At 63.7% G+C, this 19,715-nt stretch carries 19 protein-coding genes; 13 read left to right on the top strand and 6 right to left on the bottom strand.

The window, feature by feature from the left end:
* Positions 1-113 precede the first annotated feature (113 nt).
* Together LHU53_RS10960 and LHU53_RS10955 are read right to left on the bottom strand one after the other, a co-directional pair.
* Positions 114-317 (bottom strand): DUF86 domain-containing protein, encoded by a 204-nt coding sequence (locus LHU53_RS10960; protein ID WP_227332692.1) that lies wholly within the window; start codon positions 315-317, stop codon positions 114-116.
* On the bottom strand, positions 307-717 hold the full coding sequence (locus tag LHU53_RS10955) for a nucleotidyltransferase domain-containing protein (RefSeq protein WP_227332691.1): 411 nt from the start codon (positions 715-717) through the stop codon (positions 307-309). Before LHU53_RS10955 ends, LHU53_RS10960 begins: the two co-directional genes overlap by 11 nt.
* Before the next feature lie 138 nt (positions 718-855).
* Between LHU53_RS10955 and LHU53_RS10950 the strand changes: the two genes are divergently transcribed.
* Positions 856-1,638, top strand: a complete 783-nt coding sequence (locus tag LHU53_RS10950; protein WP_227332690.1) for a serine protease — start codon at positions 856-858, stop codon at positions 1,636-1,638.
* Positions 1,639-1,663: 25 nt separating this feature from the next.
* Here the strand turns inward: LHU53_RS10950 and LHU53_RS10945 are convergent, their stop codons facing one another.
* Positions 1,664-2,962, bottom strand: coding sequence for a GNAT family N-acetyltransferase (locus LHU53_RS10945; protein WP_227332689.1), 1,299 nt, complete (start codon positions 2,960-2,962; stop codon positions 1,664-1,666).
* Between the two features lie 252 nt (positions 2,963-3,214).
* Between LHU53_RS10945 and LHU53_RS10940 the strand changes: the two genes are divergently transcribed.
* Both LHU53_RS10940 and LHU53_RS10935 read left to right on the top strand, forming a co-directional pair.
* Positions 3,215-3,565 (top strand): PilZ domain-containing protein, encoded by a 351-nt coding sequence (locus LHU53_RS10940; protein WP_227332688.1) that lies wholly within the window; start codon positions 3,215-3,217, stop codon positions 3,563-3,565.
* Positions 3,566-3,574: 9 nt separating this feature from the next.
* On the top strand, positions 3,575-4,582 hold the full coding sequence (locus LHU53_RS10935; protein ID WP_227332687.1) for an NAD-dependent epimerase: 1,008 nt from the start codon (positions 3,575-3,577) through the stop codon (positions 4,580-4,582).
* A gap of 15 nt (positions 4,583-4,597) precedes the next feature.
* Here LHU53_RS10935 and LHU53_RS10930 read toward each other — a convergent pair whose 3' ends face one another.
* Positions 4,598-5,068: a low molecular weight protein-tyrosine-phosphatase gene (locus LHU53_RS10930; protein ID WP_227332686.1), complete on the bottom strand. Its 471-nt coding sequence runs from the start codon at positions 5,066-5,068 to the stop codon at positions 4,598-4,600.
* A 179-nt stretch (positions 5,069-5,247) separates the two neighbouring features.
* Here LHU53_RS10930 and LHU53_RS10925 point away from each other — a divergent pair, with 179 nt between their 5' ends.
* The gene (locus tag LHU53_RS10925) at positions 5,248-6,015 is read left to right on the top strand and encodes an outer membrane lipoprotein-sorting protein (RefSeq protein WP_370632274.1); all 768 of its coding nucleotides are present in this window, start codon (positions 5,248-5,250) and stop codon (positions 6,013-6,015) included.
* 2 nt (positions 6,016-6,017) lie between these two features.
* Complete coding sequence (locus LHU53_RS10920) at positions 6,018-7,301, top strand: hypothetical protein (protein WP_227332685.1); 1,284 nt, start codon at positions 6,018-6,020, stop codon at positions 7,299-7,301.
* 67 nt (positions 7,302-7,368) lie between these two features.
* On the opposite strand, the gene LHU53_RS10915 is transcribed toward LHU53_RS10920, so the two are convergent.
* Both LHU53_RS10915 and LHU53_RS10910 read right to left on the bottom strand, forming a co-directional pair.
* The gene (locus LHU53_RS10915) at positions 7,369-8,259 is read right to left on the bottom strand and encodes a transglycosylase SLT domain-containing protein (protein WP_227332684.1); all 891 of its coding nucleotides are present in this window, start codon (positions 8,257-8,259) and stop codon (positions 7,369-7,371) included.
* Between the two features lie 70 nt (positions 8,260-8,329).
* A complete protein-coding gene (locus LHU53_RS10910; protein ID WP_227332683.1) occupies positions 8,330-9,415 on the bottom strand; it encodes a GNAT family N-acetyltransferase in 1,086 nt (361 codons plus the stop codon).
* Between the two features lie 128 nt (positions 9,416-9,543).
* Between LHU53_RS10910 and LHU53_RS10905 the strand changes: the two genes are divergently transcribed.
* The 8 genes from LHU53_RS10905 to LHU53_RS10870 all read left to right on the top strand — a co-directional run bounded on the left by LHU53_RS10905 (position 9,544) and on the right by LHU53_RS10870 (position 19,707).
* Positions 9,544-9,795, top strand: coding sequence for an acyl carrier protein (locus LHU53_RS10905; RefSeq protein ID WP_227332682.1), 252 nt, complete (start codon positions 9,544-9,546; stop codon positions 9,793-9,795).
* Positions 9,796-9,810: 15 nt separating this feature from the next.
* Entirely contained in the window at positions 9,811-10,656 is an 846-nt protein-coding gene (locus LHU53_RS10900) for a hydrolase 2, exosortase A system-associated (protein WP_227332681.1), read from the top strand.
* The gene (locus LHU53_RS10895; RefSeq protein ID WP_227332680.1) at positions 10,653-11,510 is read left to right on the top strand and encodes a hydrolase 1, exosortase A system-associated; all 858 of its coding nucleotides are present in this window, start codon (positions 10,653-10,655) and stop codon (positions 11,508-11,510) included. The genes LHU53_RS10900 and LHU53_RS10895 overlap by 4 nt, the downstream gene beginning before the upstream one ends.
* A 432-nt stretch (positions 11,511-11,942) precedes the next feature.
* A complete protein-coding gene (locus LHU53_RS10890; protein ID WP_227332679.1) occupies positions 11,943-13,571 on the top strand; it encodes an acyl-CoA ligase (AMP-forming), exosortase A system-associated in 1,629 nt (542 codons plus the stop codon).
* A gap of 47 nt (positions 13,572-13,618) precedes the next feature.
* On the top strand, positions 13,619-14,824 hold the full coding sequence (locus LHU53_RS10885) for a pyridoxal-dependent decarboxylase, exosortase A system-associated (protein ID WP_227332678.1): 1,206 nt from the start codon (positions 13,619-13,621) through the stop codon (positions 14,822-14,824).
* An 81-nt stretch (positions 14,825-14,905) separates the two neighbouring features.
* Positions 14,906-16,918, top strand: coding sequence for a hypothetical protein (locus tag LHU53_RS10880; protein ID WP_227332677.1), 2,013 nt, complete (start codon positions 14,906-14,908; stop codon positions 16,916-16,918).
* 56 nt (positions 16,919-16,974) lie between these two features.
* Entirely contained in the window at positions 16,975-18,297 is a 1,323-nt protein-coding gene (locus tag LHU53_RS10875) for a UDP-glucose/GDP-mannose dehydrogenase family protein (protein WP_227332676.1), read from the top strand.
* Between the two features lie 39 nt (positions 18,298-18,336).
* A complete protein-coding gene (locus LHU53_RS10870) occupies positions 18,337-19,707 on the top strand; it encodes a TIGR03013 family XrtA/PEP-CTERM system glycosyltransferase (RefSeq protein ID WP_227332675.1) in 1,371 nt (456 codons plus the stop codon).
* The last annotated feature ends 8 nt before the right edge of the window (positions 19,708-19,715 follow it).

Here is a 19,715-nt window from a genome sequence, read left to right as displayed (position 1 = left end):
CAATATGCACCATTGCTACACCGGTCTTTGCCTGTGCCACGCTCCACCTTGCCACATTTGCAACGCCCGCGCCACGTGTTTCTTCGGAACGATTTGCGGCGCAGGCGGGCCGATTACTTCGCTAACCGTTCCTTGCGCACCAGGTGTTGGCCCATGTCCAAGATCGCCTCACAAGCCCGTTGCACATTCAGGACGGCTGCGTCTTGACGGGTGAAGTTGCTAGAAAAAGTGGCTGGATCAGCCTGATACTCTTCCAAGGCACGCGCAACACATCTCTCGACAGTAGCCGCTTTGTTGATCAACACGTCATCTGGCATAAATCTCTCCGGTAGCCTTGATGTCGGCCAGCAATGGCGCACGCGCCGTATCCAATGCTGTTTTTTCACTGAGTACATAGCACTCAAACAACCCTGCCTGCAGCGCATCTCCCCATACCCGCCGCCCAGAGGTGATCACTTGGTATTGCATGACAGTGGAGGCAGCACGCAGATCCAGCAGATCAACCGGGCAGCCCACTCTGTCAGACAAGGCGGCGGCAAGTTCCCACAGCACCAACGGCTTGGCATACCCGGCAATGAGCACCGCCAAGTCAAGATCGCTGTGGGGCCCGGCCGTGCCGTTGACCTGACTGCCAAAGGCATAAATGGCCAACGCGTCAGGACAGCACGACAGAATCTCCCGAACAACCGGGCCGTCGTGCGCAAGCAATGAGGACATATCTGAAGGCATCAAATCATTATCGTCCGGCCCCCAAAGCAATCAAAAACCATGCATAGCGAGCCAGGCGGCGTGCTGTCATTGCGGGCTTGACCCGGAATGACATACCAGTAGCGATCAGGCCCACATAATCGAGTGATGAAGCCCATATCCATCGCAATCACCGTGGCGCTGGCCATGACGATGTCAGCCCCCTCTCACGCCGACCTGGTCAGCACCGTGGCGCAGGTCAAGCCCGCCATTGCCATCGTTGGCACCTACAAAGCCACCAACAGCCCGCGTTTTGCGATGCGCGGCACCGGGTTTGTGGTGGGTGAGGGTGGCGTGGGCAACAAGCTGGTGACCAATGCCCATGTGTTGGTGCCACCCGCCGATGCCGACCCGCAAGCCGCCCTGGTGGTGCAGCTGCGCGTGGGTGCCAGTGGCTGGCAAACCCGCGCTGCCCAGGTGCTGGAGGTGGATCGACAACATGACCTGGCGCTGTTGCGGTTCGAGGGTCCGGCGGTGACGGCGTTCAAGGTGGGCAACTCGCAGGGCGTGCAAGAGGGCCAGTCGGTGGCATTCATGGGGTTTCCGATTGGCGGGGCGCTGGGGTTTTCGCCGGTGACGCACCGGGCCATGGTGTCGTCGATTGCACCGGCGGCGTTACCCAGCCCCACGGCGGGCCAACTCAACCCGCAGATCATCCGCAGCGTGCGCGACAGCAACCCGTTTGACATTTTTCAGCTCGACGGCACGGCCTACCCGGGCAACAGCGGTGGCCCGCTGTTCGACCCCGACACAGGGGAGGTGCTGGGGGTGGTGAGCATGGTGCTGATCAAGAGCACCCGCGAGTCTGCGTTGACGCACCCCTCAGGCATCAGCTACGCGGTTCCTTCGCGTTACGTGCTGGAGATGCTGGAGAGAAACGCCGCCAATTGACGAGACGTCGTCCCGGGCATGGCGGTCAGGCGGCGTCAGGCAGGAAGCGGGTGGCGTTGTCGAGGTCGTCGTGGGTGGTGCCGGATTGCATGGCATTGACGAATTTGCGCCACGCCAGGTCGGGCTCGGCCAGCTGAAAACCATAAAACCCCGGCATGCCGTTGGCCCGGTCACGCACCGCGATGGCTTTGGTGAAGGATTTTTCGGACTTGCCGAGTTCGATTTCGGCCTCACCCCACTCGCCCAGTGGCAGGGCCATCTTTGAATACACCTGAAAGCCGTAGAGTGACAGGTCAACCACCAGCAGCTGGTACACGCGGCCGTTGGCAGCCACCTGCACGGTGAAGACGCCCGGGCATTTGACCGAGTAACGCTGGTGGCTGCGCTGCACTTTTTGCTCAGAGTGCCGCGCTATGTCAGGCAGGACCGGCAGGAAGGCGTCCAGGTTGTAGATGGCGTGCAGCAGCTGCTTTTTGTGGTCATCGAGCTGCGCAAACACCCGGGTGCGCTGGTTGAAGAAGTAGTCCAGCAGCGCAGGCGTCATGACCGGGTCGTTGGTGGTGAAGTAACGCCGTGTGGGCAGCACGATGTTGGGCATGACCGACTCGATGAAGTAGTGGTGCATGTTGCGGCGCAGCGGCTTCTTGCCATACACCTGCTTGAACAGGGCCGGGGCGGATTTGAGGTCCAGCGTGGCCCCCACGGCCGGTGCGCCGTTGGCAAAGTCGTAGTTGTCGACCGAATTTTCGGTCAGGCGCTCAAAGAACAGCAGCGACTCGTACATCTCAATGCGGTTGGGGTTGACCGCAATCACCAGGTGCCGGGTGTCGAAGAAGGTCGTGCAGTAGTTGTACATGAACTTCATCAACGGGAACAGGATGGTGCCGCCGGTCTTGCGGAACTTGGGGTGCACCGCCAGGGCAGACACCTCGGCAATCTGTCCCGTGCGTTCACGCACGTGGTTCAGGTCAAAAATGGCTTGCAGCGGAAAGCCGAACAGGCTTTCGCGGATGAGCGACAGGGTGCCGACCACCTCGCCGTCGTATTTGGCGCACAGGGTGGTGGTGGTGGGCAACGCGTGGTAGATGGTGACGCGCATGCCCGAGGGGTCGGGTTTCATGAAGCCACTGCCCACATAGGCGTCGTGCAGCAGCTTGAAACAGGCCTCCAGCTCCTCTCGCGTTTCGGCAATTTTCAGGACCAGACGCGGGCTGGGGTGCGCATCACACTCGACAAACGAGCGATAGATGGCAAAGCGTGCCTTGCGTGGCAAAAAGGCAAACAGTTTGCGCAAACTCTGATTGAGCGACCGCCCAAAACTCATACGATGCTTGCCCCTTGAAAAAGTAGTTTGCCACCCAGCTGGCGGGTCACCCGTGACCATCGGTCATGATATTACGGCATCGCACGCAGCGGCTGTCGGGTTAATTGACACCGTGGTCACCAGGTCGAAAAAAATACCCATGAAAAAGACGGCAACTTATTGATTTCAAAACAATTTTGATGCTATTATTTTTATAGGCACAATTCCTGCTTTCTCAACACGTTGATGCACATCAAGGGATACACAAGAGACATGGAAATCCAGCAAGCCAACCCATCCAACCCAGCTGGCCTGTCCCGCCGATCAGCTGACAGGTTTGCCTCCGAGTTGCCGATTGAAATTGGCGGGGTTTTGGGCCTGACCCGCAACGTCAGCGCCACCGGGGTCTACTTCGAGACCACGCGGGATCAGGTGATTGGCTCCAGAGTGAACTTTTTGGTCGAGGTCATCGTCAAGGGCGAGCGGCTGAAAATGGTGTGCGCGGGCGACGTGGTGCGGGTCGACCAGAAGTTGGGCACCGTGGGCATTGCCGTCAAGCTGTCAAGTTCGTTTTTCACCGACACGGACCATTCTGTTGACCCGTCCGAACCTCTGGACAACTGACCCACCGTGATGAAAATTTTGCTGACCGGTGCCGCCGGTTTTATCGGAAGCGCGGTTGCGGCACGGCTGCTGGCACGCGGCGACGAGGTGGTGGGGCTGGACAACCTCAACGACTATTACGCGGTGTCGCTCAAAGAAAGCCGCCTGGCCCAGCTCACCCCCCACGCCAATTTCCGCTTCGTGAAAATGGACTTGGCCGACCGCACCGGCATGGCCGACCTGTTCCAGGCCGGGCAGTTTGACCGCGTGATCCACCTGGCGGCCCAAGCCGGGGTGCGGTACTCGCTACAAAACCCGCTAGCCTACATCGACAGCAATGTGGTGGGTTTTGCCAATGTGCTGGAGGGCTGCCGCCACAACCAGGTGGCGCATCTGGTGTACGCCTCAAGCTCCAGTGTGTATGGCGGCAACACCAAGATGCCGTTTTCCGAGCACGACGCGGTGGACCACCCGGCCAGCCTGTACGCCGCCACCAAAAAAGCCAACGAGCTGATGGCGCACACCTACAGCCATCTGTACGCCTTGCCCACCACCGGCCTGCGCTTCTTCACCGTTTATGGCCCATGGGGTCGGCCCGACATGGCGCCGATATTGTTCACCCAGGCGATTCTGGAAGGCCGCCCCATCGACGTGTTCAACCACGGCCAGATGCAGCGCGACTTCACCTACATCGACGACATTGTGGAAGGCGTGTTGCGCACGGTGGACCGCATCGCCACACCCGACGCCACTTACGACAGCGCCCGGCCCGACCCGGCCACCAGCCACGCGCCCTACCGCATTTTCAACATTGGCAACAGCAGCCCGGTGCCGTTGATGGACTTCATCGGCTGCCTGGAAAAGGCCTTGGGAAAAACCGCCCACAAGCGCCTGCTGCCCATGCAACCCGGCGACGTGAGCGCCACGTTTGCCAGCACCCAGGCGCTCAACGACTGGGTCGGTTTTGCGCCCGGCACCCCGCTGCAGGACGGAATCAACCGGTTTGTGGCCTGGTACCGGGATTACTACCGGGTGTGAGCCATGGATGGCGGGTCAAGCCCGCCATGACGAGCTGGATGCCAACAAGCCCTTCACCCCGGCCTCAATCAGGTCCAGCACACGCTCAAAGCCAGCCTGATCACCGTAATACGGGTCTGGCACGTCAAGTACCCCCAGCGCCGGGGCGAACGACAGCAACAGACGCAGTTTGCTGTGCGCCCCCGGGGGCGCCAGCCGTTTGAGCGAGACCAGATTGGCCTCATCCATGGCCAGAATCAGATCGAAGCGATCCAAGTCCTGCATCGTCACTGGCCGGGAGCGGGTTTTGAGGGGGGTGTATTGGCGTTGGAGCAACACCGCCTGCGCGCGCGCATCCAGGCGTTTGCCCGCTTGCGCATGGGTGCCGGCCGAGTCAAACGTCCACCCGGCCCCGCGGCCCTGGCGGCTGGCAAGCTGCCGGGCCACCGCGCAAGCCATGGGAGAGCGGCAGACATTGGCCATGCAGACCAGAAGGACGTGGGTCATGGCGCCAAATTTTATCGGTGCCCCGACAACCGCACCGGGAAGGGCCCGCTTCTTGACCGCTACAAGCCCAGCGCATATGAGTAAACTGCGCTGATTCGGGCTCGCACCTCAAGCCCCCTGACCACCGGAGTTACCGCATGAAACTGCATCAACTGTCGCTATTTTTGCTGGGCTGGCTGATGGGCGCGCTGGCCCTTGCGCAAGGCAGCGCACCAGCCACCGCCCCAGCCACCGCCCCAGCCAACGCGCAAGCCATGCTGCAAGCCAGCGACGCGGTGCGCAACCCCGAGAAACCCTTTGGCGTGACGGTGACGCTGATCGAATACCGCGACGGCAAACAAACCGACACCAGCACGCTGGGCAGCTACGCCAAATCGGACGCGCGCAGCGGCCAGTTCCGCACCCTGATCCGCTTTGTGGCGCCGGCGCGTGACGAAGGCAAGCTGATGCTGAAAAGCGGTAACGACTTCTGGTTTTACGACCCGGCCAGCCGCGCCAGCGTGCGCCTGTCACCGCAGCAACGGCTGATGGGCCAGGCCTCCAACGGCGACGTGGTCACGGTCAACTTGGCCAAGGACTACCAGGCCAAGGTCGGCGCAGAAGAAGAGATTGCCGACGGCAACCGCCAAAAACGACGCACCACCCGGCTGGACCTGAGCGCCAGCAGCCCGGACGCCAGCTACAACCGCATCGAGCTGTGGGTGGACAGCACCAACAACCAGCCGCTCAAGGGCAAGTTTTACTCCGAGAGCGAGCGCCTGCTCAAAACCGTGTACTACCGTCGCTACCAAAACCAGCTGGGCAAGGAGCGCCCCACCGAGATGGTGATCATTGACGGGCTGGACGCCAAATGGGTGACGGTGATGCGCTACTCGGACTTTGTGTTCCGCGACGTGCCCGAGGTGTGGCTGCAGCGCGACTACCTGCCCAACTTCAAGCCGGAATGACCATGCTGAAAAAAAATGCTCTTGCCCTTCTCGCCATGGCGGTGTGCGCGCCACTGTGGGCAGCGGATGTGTCGGAAGACGACGCCCTGAACCTGGCCGACGCCACCGTCGAAACCACCCAAGCCGAGACCAGTAACTGGCGCATCTTCACCGAGGCCGCCGTGGGTCGCAGCACTGTGCATGAGTGGGGTGTGCCAGATCGCAAGGCGAACACCCAGCGCCTGTCGGTGGACGTGTTGTTTGACAAAAAGCTCACCCCCGAGCTGCGCGCCGTGCTGTCGAACCGGCTGGATGTGAACCACCAGCCCGACGCGCTGGGCCAGCAAACCGTGAACACGCTCAAAGAACTCTACCTGGGCTGGCAGCCGCAGAGCGACCGCGTGCTGGACGTGGGCCGCATCAACGTGCGTTACGGCGCGGCCATGGGTTACAACCCGACCGACTTTTTCCGCGAGGGCGCCAACCGCGCCATCACCTCGTTTGACCCCAACGCCATCCGCGAAAACCGCTTGGGCACCGCCATGCTGCGCGGCCAGACCTTGTGGGCCGGTGGCGCGCTGACCGGGATTTACGCGCCCAAGGTGTCGGATGCACCCAACAACGGCGACTGGAGCGCCGACTTGGGCTCCACCAACAACCGCAACCGCTGGTTGCTGGCCGCCAGCCACCAGCTGGCTGACAGCCTCAACCCGCAGTTCGTTTTGTATGGCGACGAGCGCCAGCCGGTGCAAATGGGCTTGAACCTGGCGATGCTGCTCAACGACGCCACCGTAGCGCATGTGGAGTGGTCCGGCGGGCGGCAAAAGAGCCTGCTGGCGCAAGCCCTGCCGCTGTCAGCGGGTGTGTCGCAAGACGAGGTCTTTCGCAACCGCGTGGCCACCGGCCTGACCTACACCAGCGCCAACAAGTTGTCACTCACCGCCGAGTACCACTACAACGGTGCGGCGGTGGATGAAGCGGTGTGGAACGCGCTGCGCACCAGTTCAGTGGTGGACTACGCCAATTACCGCTATCTGGTGGAGGAGCAGCTGGACCTGACCACCCGCCACGCCGCCTTTTTGCGCGCCAGCTGGCAGGATGCGTTCATCAACAAGCTGGACCTGACCGCCATGCTGCGCTACAACCTGGATGACGACAGCAAACTGTCGTGGCTGGAAGCGCGCTATAGGTTTGACAAGTCCGAGGTGGCACTGCAGTGGCAACTGGCCAGCGGCAACGACAGCTCAGACTACGGCGCTATGGCCCAGCGCCGCATGATCCAGGCGCTGTTCCGCCATTATTTTTAGCCACCTGTGTTCAGGGGGTCATGGATGGCGGGTCAAGCCCGCCATGACAACCGGACGCGTCAAAGTGTCATTTCCGCAAGGCGGTCGAGGGCGCGATGATGTGGCCCTCAAACGGATGGCGTGAGCCGCCAAAGGCGCGCAGCACACGCTTGACGTAGTTGCGGGTTTCCAGATACGGCGGCACGCCTTTGTAGCGCTCCACCGTGCCCTCACCCGCGTTGTAGGCCGCTGCCACCAGCGCCACGTCCCCCTCAAAATACGCCAGCAGCCAGCGCAGATAGGTCAGGCCGCCGCGAATGTTCTGCGCGGGGTCAAACGCGTTTTTGACGTTGAAGCGCGCGCTGGTCTCCGGGATGAGCTGCATCAGCCCCTGGGCGTTTTTGGGTGACACCGCGTGTGGGTTGAAATTGGACTCGGCGGCGATGATGGCCAGCGCCAGCTGCGGCTCCACCTTGAAGCGCGGCGCCAGCTGGCCCACCAGCTTGTAAATGTTTTTGGGCGCTGTCAGGCTGTAATCCACCGGCGTCCAGGTGGCCAGCTGGGCTTCCATCGGCAGCGGGTCGGGCGGGCGCAGGCAGTCGGGCTTTTCGGGCGGCACGTCACCGAATTTGTCGGCCAGGCGTCGGGCCGTCTCGATGCCCTGCTCGGCGGCGGCACGAAACAGGTAGGCCGCCCGGCCGTCATGGCGCGGCACACCGCGGCCGTTGGCATACATCCAGCCCAGGTTGTATTGCGCGTCGCGGTCACCCTGGCGGGCCGCTTCACAGTACAGGTTGGCAGCCAGCAGCGGGTCGCGCGGCACACCCTCACCGTTTTCATAGGCCAGCGCCTGCTGGAACAGGCTGGCGGCTGGCACCGCACCTGCCGGGGCCTGGCCCTGCGCCGACAACACCGGCGCGCACAACGCACCGGCCAGCAGCGGCAGGCCAAAAGATCGAAGCAGGGAGGTGGGCAACATGGCTGCATACTAACTTTATCTGTCGCAGGCCGCCACCCCGGATCAAGTTCGCTATAACGCAGCTCGCAGCTCAGCGCAATTTTTTGCCCACCCAATGTTTCAGCCACGCCAGCAGGCCGCCGGGGGTGCGGCGGTCAAAGGCGACCAGGCCCCAGCGCTCGCGGCGGTGCGACATCCAGTCGCGCTTGTAGGCGTCGTCGCCGGTGAGGTAGTCCACCTCATGCACCTGGTCAACGTCCAGCACATGTTGCATCAGCGCGGCGGTCAGTACCGAGCCCGCTGAGAACCGCTCAAACCCTGCCACGTAGGCCAGTTTGAAGATGGACGCCTTGCCACCCAACACCAGCCACAACTGCGCGGCAATGGCCTGGCCGTCCAGTGTGAGCACCCCCAGACGCAGCCAGCCCTGCGCAGCCGCCGTGCGCGCCAGCGCCGGGATGAAGCGGGGGTTGGGCTCGGGGCCTTTCCAGCTGGTTTGGTAGACCGCCACGAAAGCGTCGATGGCGGCCTCCAGATTCGCATCAGGCAGCTGCTGGATGTCCACCTGCCAGGCGCCATGGCGCGTCAACCGGCGCCGACCGCGTTCAATGCTGTGACGCAGCGGTGACGGCAGCGTTTGAAAATACGCGGCAAACGGACGACCGGCCACCTGCAGGTACCAGTTGCCAAAACAGAAGTAACGGTCGCTCGCGTAGCCCGCCTGGTCCAACGCGGCCTGAAAGCCGGTAAAAAACGCGCTCTGCGGGTCCATCGGGTCCAACATCAGCACCGGCCAGCGCCTGGGGTGCTGCCAGATCGCCTGGGCCAACGTTTGCCAGTGCGCCGCGCCGGGCTGCGCCGCAAGACCGTCACTCGCCGACCAGACCAGCGGCACAAACAGGCTGCTGTAGTAATTGGCCAGGCCAGTGAGTTTTTGACCCGAAAGCAAGGGCAGGCATACCACCGGGCCCACATCCCAATCACCCGCCAGCCACCATTGGCAATCGGTTTGGCCCTGGCTGGCGCCATCGAGCCCGAACGCGGCCAAGTTCTCAAACCAGGCCAGCGTGCCAAACACGTCACTCGGTGCGTGCCGAGGCTGCGCGTGACCGTGCTGCTGGAGCAGGGTTTGCAAGCTGGCAAAGTTGTCCAGAATCTGGAGGGCGGGTGGGCTCACGCGGGTCTTTCCGGCTGGGAGGGCCGTTCACTGGTTATCATAACCAGCGCCCCCAGGTGCAGCGGCAGCCGCCAGTTGCACCGGCTATGCGGCAGCTTGCCCAGGCAGAAATTCATCAAGGAGTTGTGGTGACCGTTGAGACTGATGTGCTGAAGATTCTGGACAATGTGCTGGGCCTGCGCGGGCGCAGCGCAGACCTGCAGCGCAACACGCCCCTGCTGGGCGCCCTGCCGGAACTCGACTCGATGGCGGTCCTGGGCATCATCACGGCACTGGAAGAGCGCTTTGCCTTCATCATCCACGACGACGAGATCGACAGCGCGGTGTTTGCCACGCTGGGCTCACTCACTGACTTTGTGACAGCCAAACTGGCCGATTGAGCGTCAAATCGCGCCATGACGCAACCCACCGCCAACTTGCAAGCCTTCTTTCTGGACGGCACACGTGGCCAGCGCTTTTGTCTGCTGCACACACCGCCCGAAGGCGAATCCGTGCGCGGACACCTGGTGTACGTGCACCCGTTTGCCGAAGAAATGAACGCCTCCCGGCGCATGGCCGCCCTGAATGCGCGTGCCCTGGGGCAGGCCGGTTTTGCGGTGTTGCAACTGGATTTGATGGGCTGTGGTGACAGCACCGGCCACTTTGAAGAAGCCAACTGGGCCGCCTGGGTGGACGATGTGACGCTGGCCCGGCACTGGATGGCACAGCGCTGGCCGGGGCCCGGCTGGCTGTGGGGCCTGCGTGCGGGCTGCCTGCTGGCGGCACAGGTGAGTCGGCAAGCGGGCACCCCGGCCAACCTGCTGCTGTGGCAACCGGTGTTGTCGGGCAAACAGCACCTGCAACAGTTTTTGCGCTTGCAGATGGCCGGTGACATCGCGCGCGGCGAACCCAACCGCGGCACGTCGCGCCTGATGCACCTGCTGGAACAGGGCGAATCGGTCGAGGTGGCGGGCTACAGCGTGTCCGCCGCGCTGGCGCAGGGCCTGGCCCAGGCGGATCTGGACAAGCTGCCCACGGGCACGCGCCTCATCAGCCTGGAACTGGGCAGCGCAGACACCGAGCCGGTCTCCCCCGCCTTGGCGGCGCAACTGCAGCGCTGGCAAGACGCCGGTTGCAGCGCGCTGGCGCGGGTGGTGCCCGGCGCGGCGTTCTGGCAGATGCAGGAGTGCCCCGACAGCCCGGCCTGGGTGGCCGCCAGTTTGCAAGCGGTGGGCGCCCACCCCACCGGGGACGGATCGTGAATTTCACCGACCAACCGGTGGTGATGCCATGCGCGGGTGAGGCCCTGGTGGGCATCATCTCGCAGCCCGAGCAGCCAGCCACGCTGGGCATGGTGATGGTGGTGGGCGGGCCGCAGTACCGGGTGGGCAGCCACCGCCAATTTGTGTTGCTGGCACGCTGCCTGGCCAGTGCGGGTTTTCCGGTGATGCGGTTTGACCACCGCGGCCTGGGCGACAGCAGCGCCGAGCGCATGCCGTTTGACGCCATACATGGCGACATCCGCGTGGCCATCGACACCTTGCAGCGCCAGTGCCCGAGCGTGCAGCGGGTGGTGCTGTGGGGACTGTGCGACGGCGCCTCGGCCGCGCTGCTGTACAGCGGGCGCGGTGACGACCCGCGTGTGGCGGGCCTGTGTCTGCTCAACCCGTGGGTGCGCTCGGACGCCACGCTGGCGCGCACCCGCATCAAACATTACTACGCCGGACGGCTGCTGGAGGGGTCGTTCTGGCGGCGGCTGTGGCAAGGGCAATACGAGTGGCGGCCGTCTCTGGCGGGTCTGTGGCAAAGCCTGCAAGCGCTGCGGCCCGAGCCACCGTCTGCCCAGCCGGAGCCGTCTTTCCAGCACAACATGGCGCGGGCGCTGCGCCATTTCCCGGGCCAGGTGCTGCTGCTGCTGAGCGCCTGTGATTACACCGCCAAGGAGTTTCTGGAGTGCGCCCAGAGCGACCCGGCCTGGCAGGGTCTGCTGCAACGTCCGCTATTGGAGCGCGTGGATGTGGCCGATGCCGATCACACCTTCTCCAGAGCCATCTGGCGCGCGGCAGCGGAACAGGCAGTGCTGGGCTGGATGCGCCGCCTAGAGTCTTCAGGCTGAATCGCCTTTTGCAGGTGCGCTTGCCCATGCGGAACGGGGATGGGCAGTATCCACCCACGGCCTGTTTCGCGGTGCGTTGACAACGCGTTGGCAATGCCCGGCGGGGCGACTGGCATCGTTCGTATCGACCGACGGCAGGGCGACTGGGTGATGCGACCGGGCTTTGGGGCGGAAGGCGCGCGCCGATAACGTGGGCGCACTTGTTGCGCATCCTCGCGCGTGATTCCGCCCCAAAACCGCATGCGCATCACCCAGTCGCCCTGCCGTTCGTTGCCAAAGCTTGTCAACGCTCCAAAAAACATGCCGCGTGCTGATACCGCTGGCCAATGCCCCAGCCACAACGCCTTACACAAAATCTGTCCGCCAGGTTGAACCGCAACACCCAGTGCCCGGCACCTCGCCCGTCACCACCACCCTGTAAGATGCCCGGTCATGTTGCCCGCCACCTTACTCCCGGACCTGATCACCCTGTCGGCACAGCAACGCCCCGGTTCTGTGGCCCTGACGGACGGGGCAGCCCATTGGACCTATGCCGAATTGGCAGCATCCACCCGCGCCGTGGCGTCGGGCCTGCTGCAACTCGGGCTGCAGCGCGCCGACCGGGTGGGCATCTACCTGGAAAAGCGCTTGGAGGCAGTGGTGGCCAGCTTTGCCGCGCCGCTGGCCGGTGGCGTGTTTGTGCCGATCAACCCTTTGCTCAAGCCAGCGCAGTTGGCGCACATCCTGCGCGACTGCAACGTGCGCGTGCTGGTGACCTCGCCGGAGCGGCTGGCCATGCTGCAGACCGTGCTGCGGGATTGCCCGGACCTGCAACAGGTGGTGCTGTGCGCCCCCCCGCCTTGGCCGCCAGCCAGCGCACACTGCGCCATCCACAGCTGGCAGGAACTGGCCAACAGCGCGCCACGGGCAGGCCACCGGGTCATCGACGCTGACCTGGCGGCTATTTTGTACACCTCGGGCAGCACTGGCCAGCCCAAGGGCGTGATGGTGTCGCACCGCAACCTGGTGATGGGCGCCCAAAGCGTCGCCGCGTACCTGGACAACCAGCCCGACGACACCCTGCTGGCGGCGCTGCCGCTGTCGTTTGACGCCGGTTTCAGCCAGCTCACCACCGCATTTTTGGTCGGCGCACGGGTGGTGCTGCTCAATTACCTGCTGCCGCGCGATGTGCTCAAGGTGCTGGATCAGGAACAAGTCACCGGCCTGACCGCCGTGCCGCCGCTGTACCTGCAACTGGCCGCGCTGGACTGGCCACAGGGCACCGGCGCACACTTGCGTTATTTCGCCAACACCGGCGGCCACCTGCCGCGCGACACGCTGATGCAACTGCGCCAGCGCCTGCCGCAGGCCAAACCGTTCTTGATGTACGGCCTGACCGAGGCGTTTCGCTCCACCTACCTGCCGCCGCAGGATGTGGACCGCAAACCCAATTCGATCGGCCAAGCCATTCCGAACGCCGAGGTGCTGGTGCTGCGCCCCGACGGCAGCCCGTGCGCCGCAGACGAGCCCGGTGAACTGGTGCACCGCGGTGCGCTGGTGGCGCTGGGTTACTGGAACGATGCCGACAAAACCGCCGAACGCTTCAAGCCGCTGCCCGTGGCCACACCGGACCGCCCGGCAGGCCTGCAGTTGCCGGAGATGGCGGTGTTTTCAGGCGACACGGTGCGCCGGGATGCCGAGGGTTACCTGTATTTTGTCGGGCGGCGCGACGAGATGATCAAAACCTCGGGCTACCGGGTCAGCCCGACCGAGGTCGAAGACATCCTGTACGCCACGCAGCTCGTGGGTGAATGTGTGGCCTTTGGCGTGCCGCATCCGTTGCTCGGGCAAACCATACAAGTCATCGCCACACCCCCTTCTGTGCCGAGCGATCAGGTCCAAAATGACTTGATCACCGAGTGCCGCAGCCGGATGCCCGCCTACATGCTGCCCGCCGGTATCGACTGGGTCACCGGCCCGCTGCCACGCAACGCCAATGGCAAGATGGACCGCGCCACGCTGGCGCGCGACTGGTTGGCACGCCACGCCAGCACCCTGCCACCCCCACCTTCCGCACGATAAACCGTACCATGCCAGACGCACCCCCTCCCCGGCCCCAGCATGCCCCGATGACGCAATTTGCCGTGAGCCATGGCGAGTTGATGCTTGGCGGTGAATCTTTGTCCACCCTGGCGGCACGCGTCGGGCAAACGCCGTTTTACGCCTATGGCCGTTCGCAACTGCGCCAACGGCTCACCGAGCTACGCCAGACCCTGCCGCCCAAGATCCGGCTGCACTACGCCATGAAGGCCAACCCGATGCCCGCGCTGGTGGGCTTCATGGCCGGTCTGGTCGACGGCATCGACGTGGCCTCGGCAGGCGAGATGAAAGTGGCGCTGGACGCCGGCCTGTGCGCCAAAGACATCAGTTTTGCCGGCCCCGGCAAGCGTGACGCCGAGTTACGCCAGGCGGTGGCGGCAGGCGTGCTGGTGAACATCGAGTCGTTTCGCGAGGTGGACGTGTTGGCCCAGGCATCGCAGTCCCTGGGCTTGCCGGCCCGCGCGGCGGTGCGCATCAACCCCGACTTCGAGCTCAAAAGCTCGGGCATGAAGATGGGCGGCGGCCCCAAACCGTTTGGGGTGGACGTGGAACAGGTGCCGACCCTGCTGGCCAACATGGGGCGCGCGGGGCTGCAGTTTGAAGGGTTTCACCTGTACCCCGGCTCGCAAAGCCTGCAGGCGGCGGCCATTTGCGACGCACTGCAACAGTCGTTTGAACTGGCGGTCCACCTGGCGCAGTACGCGCCCGACACGGTGCGCCTGCTCAACCTGGGCGGCGGCCTGGGCGTGCCGTATTTTCCGGGTGACAAACCGCTGGACCTGCAACCCATTGCCGACCAGCTCGAACGCCTGCTGCAACTCGGCCAGGCCGATCTGCCACACGCCACCCTGGCGCTGGAGCTCGGGCGGTATCTGGTGGCCGAGGCCGGTATTTACGTGACCCGGGTGGTGGACCGCAAGCGCTCGCGCGAACAGCTGTACCTGGTGACCGACGGCGGGCTGCACCACCACCTGGCGGCCACAGGCAACTTCGGCCAGGTGCTGCGCAAAAACTACCCTGTGGCCATTGGCAACAAGATGGATGCACCCGCCAGCCAAGTCACCTCGGTGGTCGGCCCGTCCTGCACGCCGCTGGATGTGCTGGCTGAGCACTTGTTGCTGCCCGAAGCCCAGGTGGGTGATCTGGTGGTGGTGTTCCAGTCCGGCGCCTACGGTGCCAGCGCCAGCCCGCACCAGTTTCTGGCGCACCCGGCCTGTGTTGAGGTGCTGGTTTAGCGTGGAAAAGCAGGTTTGTCATGCCGGTCCAAGGGCACGCCATGACCGCCCGCTTGCATGCTTCGGGATGGCATGGTTGCCATGGCGTTTGACGTGAACGTCACAGGCGATCATCCCGGGCATGGCCCCGGGATCCATGCCGTCGGCTTCCTGGCCTGGCTGGTCGCCGCGTTGTGCCTGACAGCAGGGCTGGCCATGGCGTGGTTTCACCCGGTTTCGCCCTTGCTGAGTCTGACGCTGGTGTGCCTGGCCAGTTGCCTGGCCGCCTGGCAGCCGCGTCTGTGGCTGTGGCTGGTGCCCATCTGCCTGCCGTGGCTGAACTTTTCGCCCTGGACCGGTTGGCTGGTGTTTGAAGAATTCGACATCCTGCTGCTGGGCACGCTGGCGGGCGGCTACGCCCGTCTGGCCTGGGCAGCCCGGCCCATTGAGCCGGGCACGCCGCGGCCCCGCACGGCCACGTGGCTGGTGGCACTGGTGTTGTTGTCCGGTGTACTTGGCTTGTGGCGTGGTGTGGCCGATGCGGGCGGTCTGCGCTTTGACTGGTTTGCCAACTACAGCGATGCTCTCAACAGCTGGCGTGTCTTCAAGAGCCTGGCCCTGGCGGCGCTGTTCATCCCCTTGCTTCGCCGCGAGATGCGCCATGACCGCCAACGCGCCCCGGCGCTTCTGGCCGCAGGTGTGGTCAGTGGCCTGGCACTGGTGGTGCTGGCCACGTTGTGGGAGCGGGTCGCCTTTCCGGGCCTGGTGGATTTTTCGGCGCATTACCGCACGGTGGCGCTGTTTTGGGAAATGCATGTGGGTGGCGCCGCCATCGACGCGTATCTCGCCATGACAGCACCGTTTGTGGTGTGGGCGCTGTACGCCACGCGGCGCCCGGTGCTGTGGGCGGTCTTGGCGGTGCTGGCCATTCTGGCAGCCTATACCGGCCTCACCACCTTTGCCCGGGGGGTCTACCTGGCGGTGGTGGCGCCCTTGACCTTGCTGGCTTTTTTGCTGTGGTTGCAAAACCACGCGCGCCATGGCCGCAGCGCCTGGCAAGGCTTGCGCCATCAGAGCGCGGCGCCCGGCTGGCGGCTCAAAGCCAGTGTGCTGCTGTCGGTCACGCTGGTGTTGGAGGTGGTGGGCGTGCTGGAAGGCGGCACATTCATGCAGGAGCGACTGGCCAGTGCCGAGCAAGACCTGTCGAGCCGGGTGGAGCACTGGCAAAACGGCGTGGGCCTGCTCAAAGGCCCGGCAGACTGGTGGTTTGGCAAGGGTTTGGGGCGCTTGCCCGCCCACTACGCCGCACAGGTGCCTGGCGAAGAGTTTCCCGGCGATGCCAGGCATCGGATTGTCCAAACTGGCGCGGCCACCGAGCAATTTGTCACGCTCTACGGTCCCGCCACCCAGCCCAGGCTGGGGGGTGTTTATGAGCTGACGCAGCGTGTGGACGTCACCGAGCCTGCGGGCTACCGGGTGCGGATGGATGTCCGGGTCACGCAGACCTCGCGTTTCGAGTTGTACCTGTGCGAGCGGCACCTGTTGTATGACCGGGCGTGCCAGGCGGCGTTTGTCCGGGTCCAACCCAACGCATCGGGCACCTGGCAACACCTGACGGTACCGCTGCAGGGCCAAGCCCTGAGCCAGGGCCGTTGGTGGGCACCGCGCTTGATGATGTTCTCCATCTCGGTGATTGACGCCGGGGGCCAGGCCGATGTGGACAACATCGCCTTGACAAGTTGGCGCGGGCAAGCGTTGGCGACCAATGGCGACTTTTCTGCCGGGTTGTCGCACTGGTTCCCGGCCGCGCAGTCTTACTTTGTGCCCTGGCACCTGGACAACCTGTTTCTTGAAATGCTGGTGGAGCGCGGGGTGCTGGGCTTGTTGGCATGTTTGGTGCTGGTGGGGTACGCCCTGTGGCACTTGGTGCTGGGGCAGGCCAGATTGACGCCGCTGGCACCGTACCTGGCCGCCTCGCTGGTGGCGGTGCTGGTGGTGGGGCTGGTCAGCAGCGTGATGGATGTGCCGCGTGTGGCGTTTCTTTTCTTTCTGCTGCTTTTTGTGTCGCTGGAAGGCGCCAGGTCAACCGCCCATCAGCAAACCAAGCCACCTTGAACCGCCATGTTTGTTGTGATAATGTGTAAAAAAAACCATACTTTTAGGGATCGCTCATGAAAATCACCGTCGTTGGCACCGGCTACGTTGGCCTGGTGTCTGGCACCTGTCTGGCAGAGGTGGGCAATGATGTCCTGTGCCTGGACCTGGACCCCGCCAAGATCAAGATTCTGGAAGACGGTGGCATCCCCATCTTCGAGCCCGGCCTGCAGGACATGGTCAAACGCAACGTCGCTGCCGGGCGTCTGCACTTCACCACCGACATCGAACGCGCCGCCCACTTTGGCACCGTGCAGTTCATCGCCGTGGGCACCCCGCCTGACGAGGACGGCTCGGCCGACATGAAATATGTCATCGCCGCCGCCCGCAACATCGGCAAGTACATGACCGACTACAAAGTGGTGGTCGACAAAAGCACCGTGCCGGTGGGCACAGCCGACGCGGTGCGCGCCGCCATCACCGAAGAACTGCAAAAGCGCGGGGTCAACACCCCTTTCAGCGTCGTCTCCAACCCCGAGTTCCTGAAAGAAGGCGCGGCCATCGACGACTTCATGAAGCCTGACCGCATCATCGTCGGCTGCGAGGACGAACAAGCCGCGCACAACATGCGCGCCCTGTACGCCCCGTTCCAGCGCAACCACGACCGCCTCATCGTGATGGACATCCGCAGCGCCGAACTCACCAAATACGCTGCCAACGCCATGCTGGCCACCCGCATCAGCTTCATGAACGAGCTGGCCAACCTGGCCGAAAAGCTGGGCGCCGATATTGAGAGTGTGCGCCGCGGCATTGGCTCGGACCCGCGCATTGGGTATGACTTCCTGTACGCAGGTGCTGGTTATGGTGGCTCGTGTTTCCCGAAAGACGTCAAGGCACTGATCAAGACGGCCAGCGTGGAGGCCGGCATCGACCTCAAGGTGCTCCACGCGGTGGAAGCCGCCAACGACCAGCAAAAACACGTGCTGGGCCACAAGATCAAGGCACGTTTTGGCGCTGACCTGACCGGCAAGCACTTTGCCTTGTGGGGCTTGGCCTTCAAGGCCAACACCGACGACATGCGCGAAGCCACCAGCCGCGAGGTGATCAAGGATTTGCTGGCGGCCGGTGCCAGCGTCACCGCCTATGACCCGGTGGCCATGCCGGAGGCCCGGCACTGCTTCCCCAACGAGCCCGGCTTGAGCTACGCCGACAACCAGAGCGCGGCCTTGGCCGGCGCCGATGCGCTGGTGATCGTCACCGAGTGGAAGGAATTTCGCAGCCCTGACTTTGACAACCTCAAGGCCCAACTCAAGGCGCCGATCATTTTTGATGGCCGCAACCTGTACGACCCCAAGATGGTGCGCGATATCGGTTTTGAGTATTGGGCGATTGGGCGCTAGGCCCGTCCTCGCCCACCGGTCAGCGCCAAGCAGGAACCCATGATCAAACTATTCAACCATTACTTTCACAAGCGGACACTGTTCCAGATCGGGCTCGATCTGATGCTGTTGCTGATGATTGCGCTGATCACCACCACCTCGCATGAAACACGGCCATCCGCGTTTGCTGCAGGGACCACCATCACGTTTCTGCTGCTGGCTGGCAGCATGATGGTGCTGAGCGCCGGCCTGGGCTTCTACCAACGGGTGCACAACCGCAGCTTGGGCCAGTCCAGCGCGCGCGCGGTGTTGGCGCTGCTGTGCATGTCACCGGTGATTTTGCTGATTGCCAGCCACTATGCGGATGCCAAGTCGTTTGCGTTGACCCTGTTGGCGGCCATTTCGCTGATGTTGCTGTTGCGGGTGTATGTGATGCATTTCACGCCACGCAACCTGATGCGCCAGCGGGTGCTGGTGTTTGGCACCGGCGCGCGAGCGCGCATGGTCGGCACCGAACTGCTCAAATCCGACCCCAGCGTGGACCTGATCGGCTACTACGCCGGCCCCAATGAACAGGATGCCCTGGTGTCTGCCTGGGGCCTGCTGTCGATGACCAACTCGCTGACCGACATCGTCAAGGACCAGCAGGTGGACGAAATTGTGGTGGCCCTGACCGAGCGGCGTGGCGGCAGCATGCCGCTGCGTGAGCTGCTGGACTGCAAGCTGCAGGGCGTCCAGGTGGTGGACATTGCGACCCACTTCGAGCGCACGCTGGGTCAGATCCGGCTGGAGTCGCTGTCAGCGGGCTGGCTGATCTTTGGTGACGGTTTTGGGACCGGGTGGGTGCGGGCGCTGGTCAAACGGCTGTTTGACATTGTGTCCGCCACCATCCTGCTGGTGCTGGCCTTGCCGGTGATGCTGGTTACGGCGCTGCTGATCATGCTGGAAGATGGTTTCCCGATCCTGTATTTTCAGGAACGTGTCGGGCAGAACGGGCGCCTGTTCAATGTGGTGAAGTTCCGCAGCATGCGCACCGATGCCGAGAAAGACGGCAAACCACGCTGGGCATCGGCCAAAGACGACCGCGTCACGCGGGTGGGCCGCTTCATCCGCAAGCTGCGCATTGACGAACTGCCGCAGTTGTTCAGTGTGCTGGCGGGCTCGATGAGCATGGTGGGGCCGCGCCCCGAGCGGCCGTTTTTTGTCGACAAGCTGACGCAGGAAATCCCGTACTACGCCATTCGCCACAGCGTCAAGCCAGGTGTGACCGGCTGGGCACAGGTGCGCTACCAATATGGCTCCTCGGTGGAAGATGCGGCTGAAAAGCTGCAGTACGACCTGTACTACGTCAAAAACCACTCGCTGCTGCTGGACATCGTGGTGATGTTCGAGACCGTGGGTGTGGTGGTGATGCGCAAGGGCGCGCAATAGCGTCGCTT

The organism is Rhodoferax sp. U2-2l (assembly GCF_020594515.1).
In the GTDB taxonomy this organism is placed as follows: Bacteria; Pseudomonadota; Gammaproteobacteria; order Burkholderiales; family Burkholderiaceae_C; genus Rhodoferax.
The sequence above is the reverse complement of the archived record's forward strand: the minus strand, read 5'-3'. Positions and strand labels throughout refer to the sequence as shown.

Excerpts from the sequence above, each read along its gene's own strand:
- LHU53_RS10960 (WP_227332692.1), bottom strand. The coding sequence starts at position 317 with ATGCCAGATGACGTGTTGATCAACAAAGCGGCTACTGTCGAGAGATGT.
- LHU53_RS10955 (WP_227332691.1), bottom strand. The coding sequence starts at position 717 with ATGTCCTCATTGCTTGCGCACGACGGCCCGGTTGTTCGGGAGATTCTG.
- LHU53_RS10950 (WP_227332690.1), top strand. The coding sequence starts at position 856 with ATGAAGCCCATATCCATCGCAATCACCGTGGCGCTGGCCATGACGATG.
- LHU53_RS10945 (WP_227332689.1), bottom strand. The coding sequence starts at position 2,962 with ATGAGTTTTGGGCGGTCGCTCAATCAGAGTTTGCGCAAACTGTTTGCC.
- LHU53_RS10940 (WP_227332688.1), top strand. The coding sequence starts at position 3,215 with ATGGAAATCCAGCAAGCCAACCCATCCAACCCAGCTGGCCTGTCCCGC.
- LHU53_RS10935 (WP_227332687.1), top strand. The coding sequence starts at position 3,575 with ATGAAAATTTTGCTGACCGGTGCCGCCGGTTTTATCGGAAGCGCGGTT.
- LHU53_RS10930 (WP_227332686.1), bottom strand. The coding sequence starts at position 5,068 with ATGACCCACGTCCTTCTGGTCTGCATGGCCAATGTCTGCCGCTCTCCC.
- LHU53_RS10925 (WP_370632274.1), top strand. The coding sequence starts at position 5,248 with ATGGGCGCGCTGGCCCTTGCGCAAGGCAGCGCACCAGCCACCGCCCCA.
- LHU53_RS10920 (WP_227332685.1), top strand. The coding sequence starts at position 6,018 with ATGCTGAAAAAAAATGCTCTTGCCCTTCTCGCCATGGCGGTGTGCGCG.
- LHU53_RS10915 (WP_227332684.1), bottom strand. The coding sequence starts at position 8,259 with ATGTTGCCCACCTCCCTGCTTCGATCTTTTGGCCTGCCGCTGCTGGCC.
- LHU53_RS10900 (WP_227332681.1), top strand. The coding sequence starts at position 9,811 with ATGACGCAACCCACCGCCAACTTGCAAGCCTTCTTTCTGGACGGCACA.
- LHU53_RS10890 (WP_227332679.1), top strand. The coding sequence starts at position 11,943 with ATGTTGCCCGCCACCTTACTCCCGGACCTGATCACCCTGTCGGCACAG.
- LHU53_RS10885 (WP_227332678.1), top strand. The coding sequence starts at position 13,619 with ATGACGCAATTTGCCGTGAGCCATGGCGAGTTGATGCTTGGCGGTGAA.
- LHU53_RS10880 (WP_227332677.1), top strand. The coding sequence starts at position 14,906 with ATGGCGTTTGACGTGAACGTCACAGGCGATCATCCCGGGCATGGCCCC.
- LHU53_RS10875 (WP_227332676.1), top strand. The coding sequence starts at position 16,975 with ATGAAAATCACCGTCGTTGGCACCGGCTACGTTGGCCTGGTGTCTGGC.
- LHU53_RS10870 (WP_227332675.1), top strand. The coding sequence starts at position 18,337 with ATGATCAAACTATTCAACCATTACTTTCACAAGCGGACACTGTTCCAG.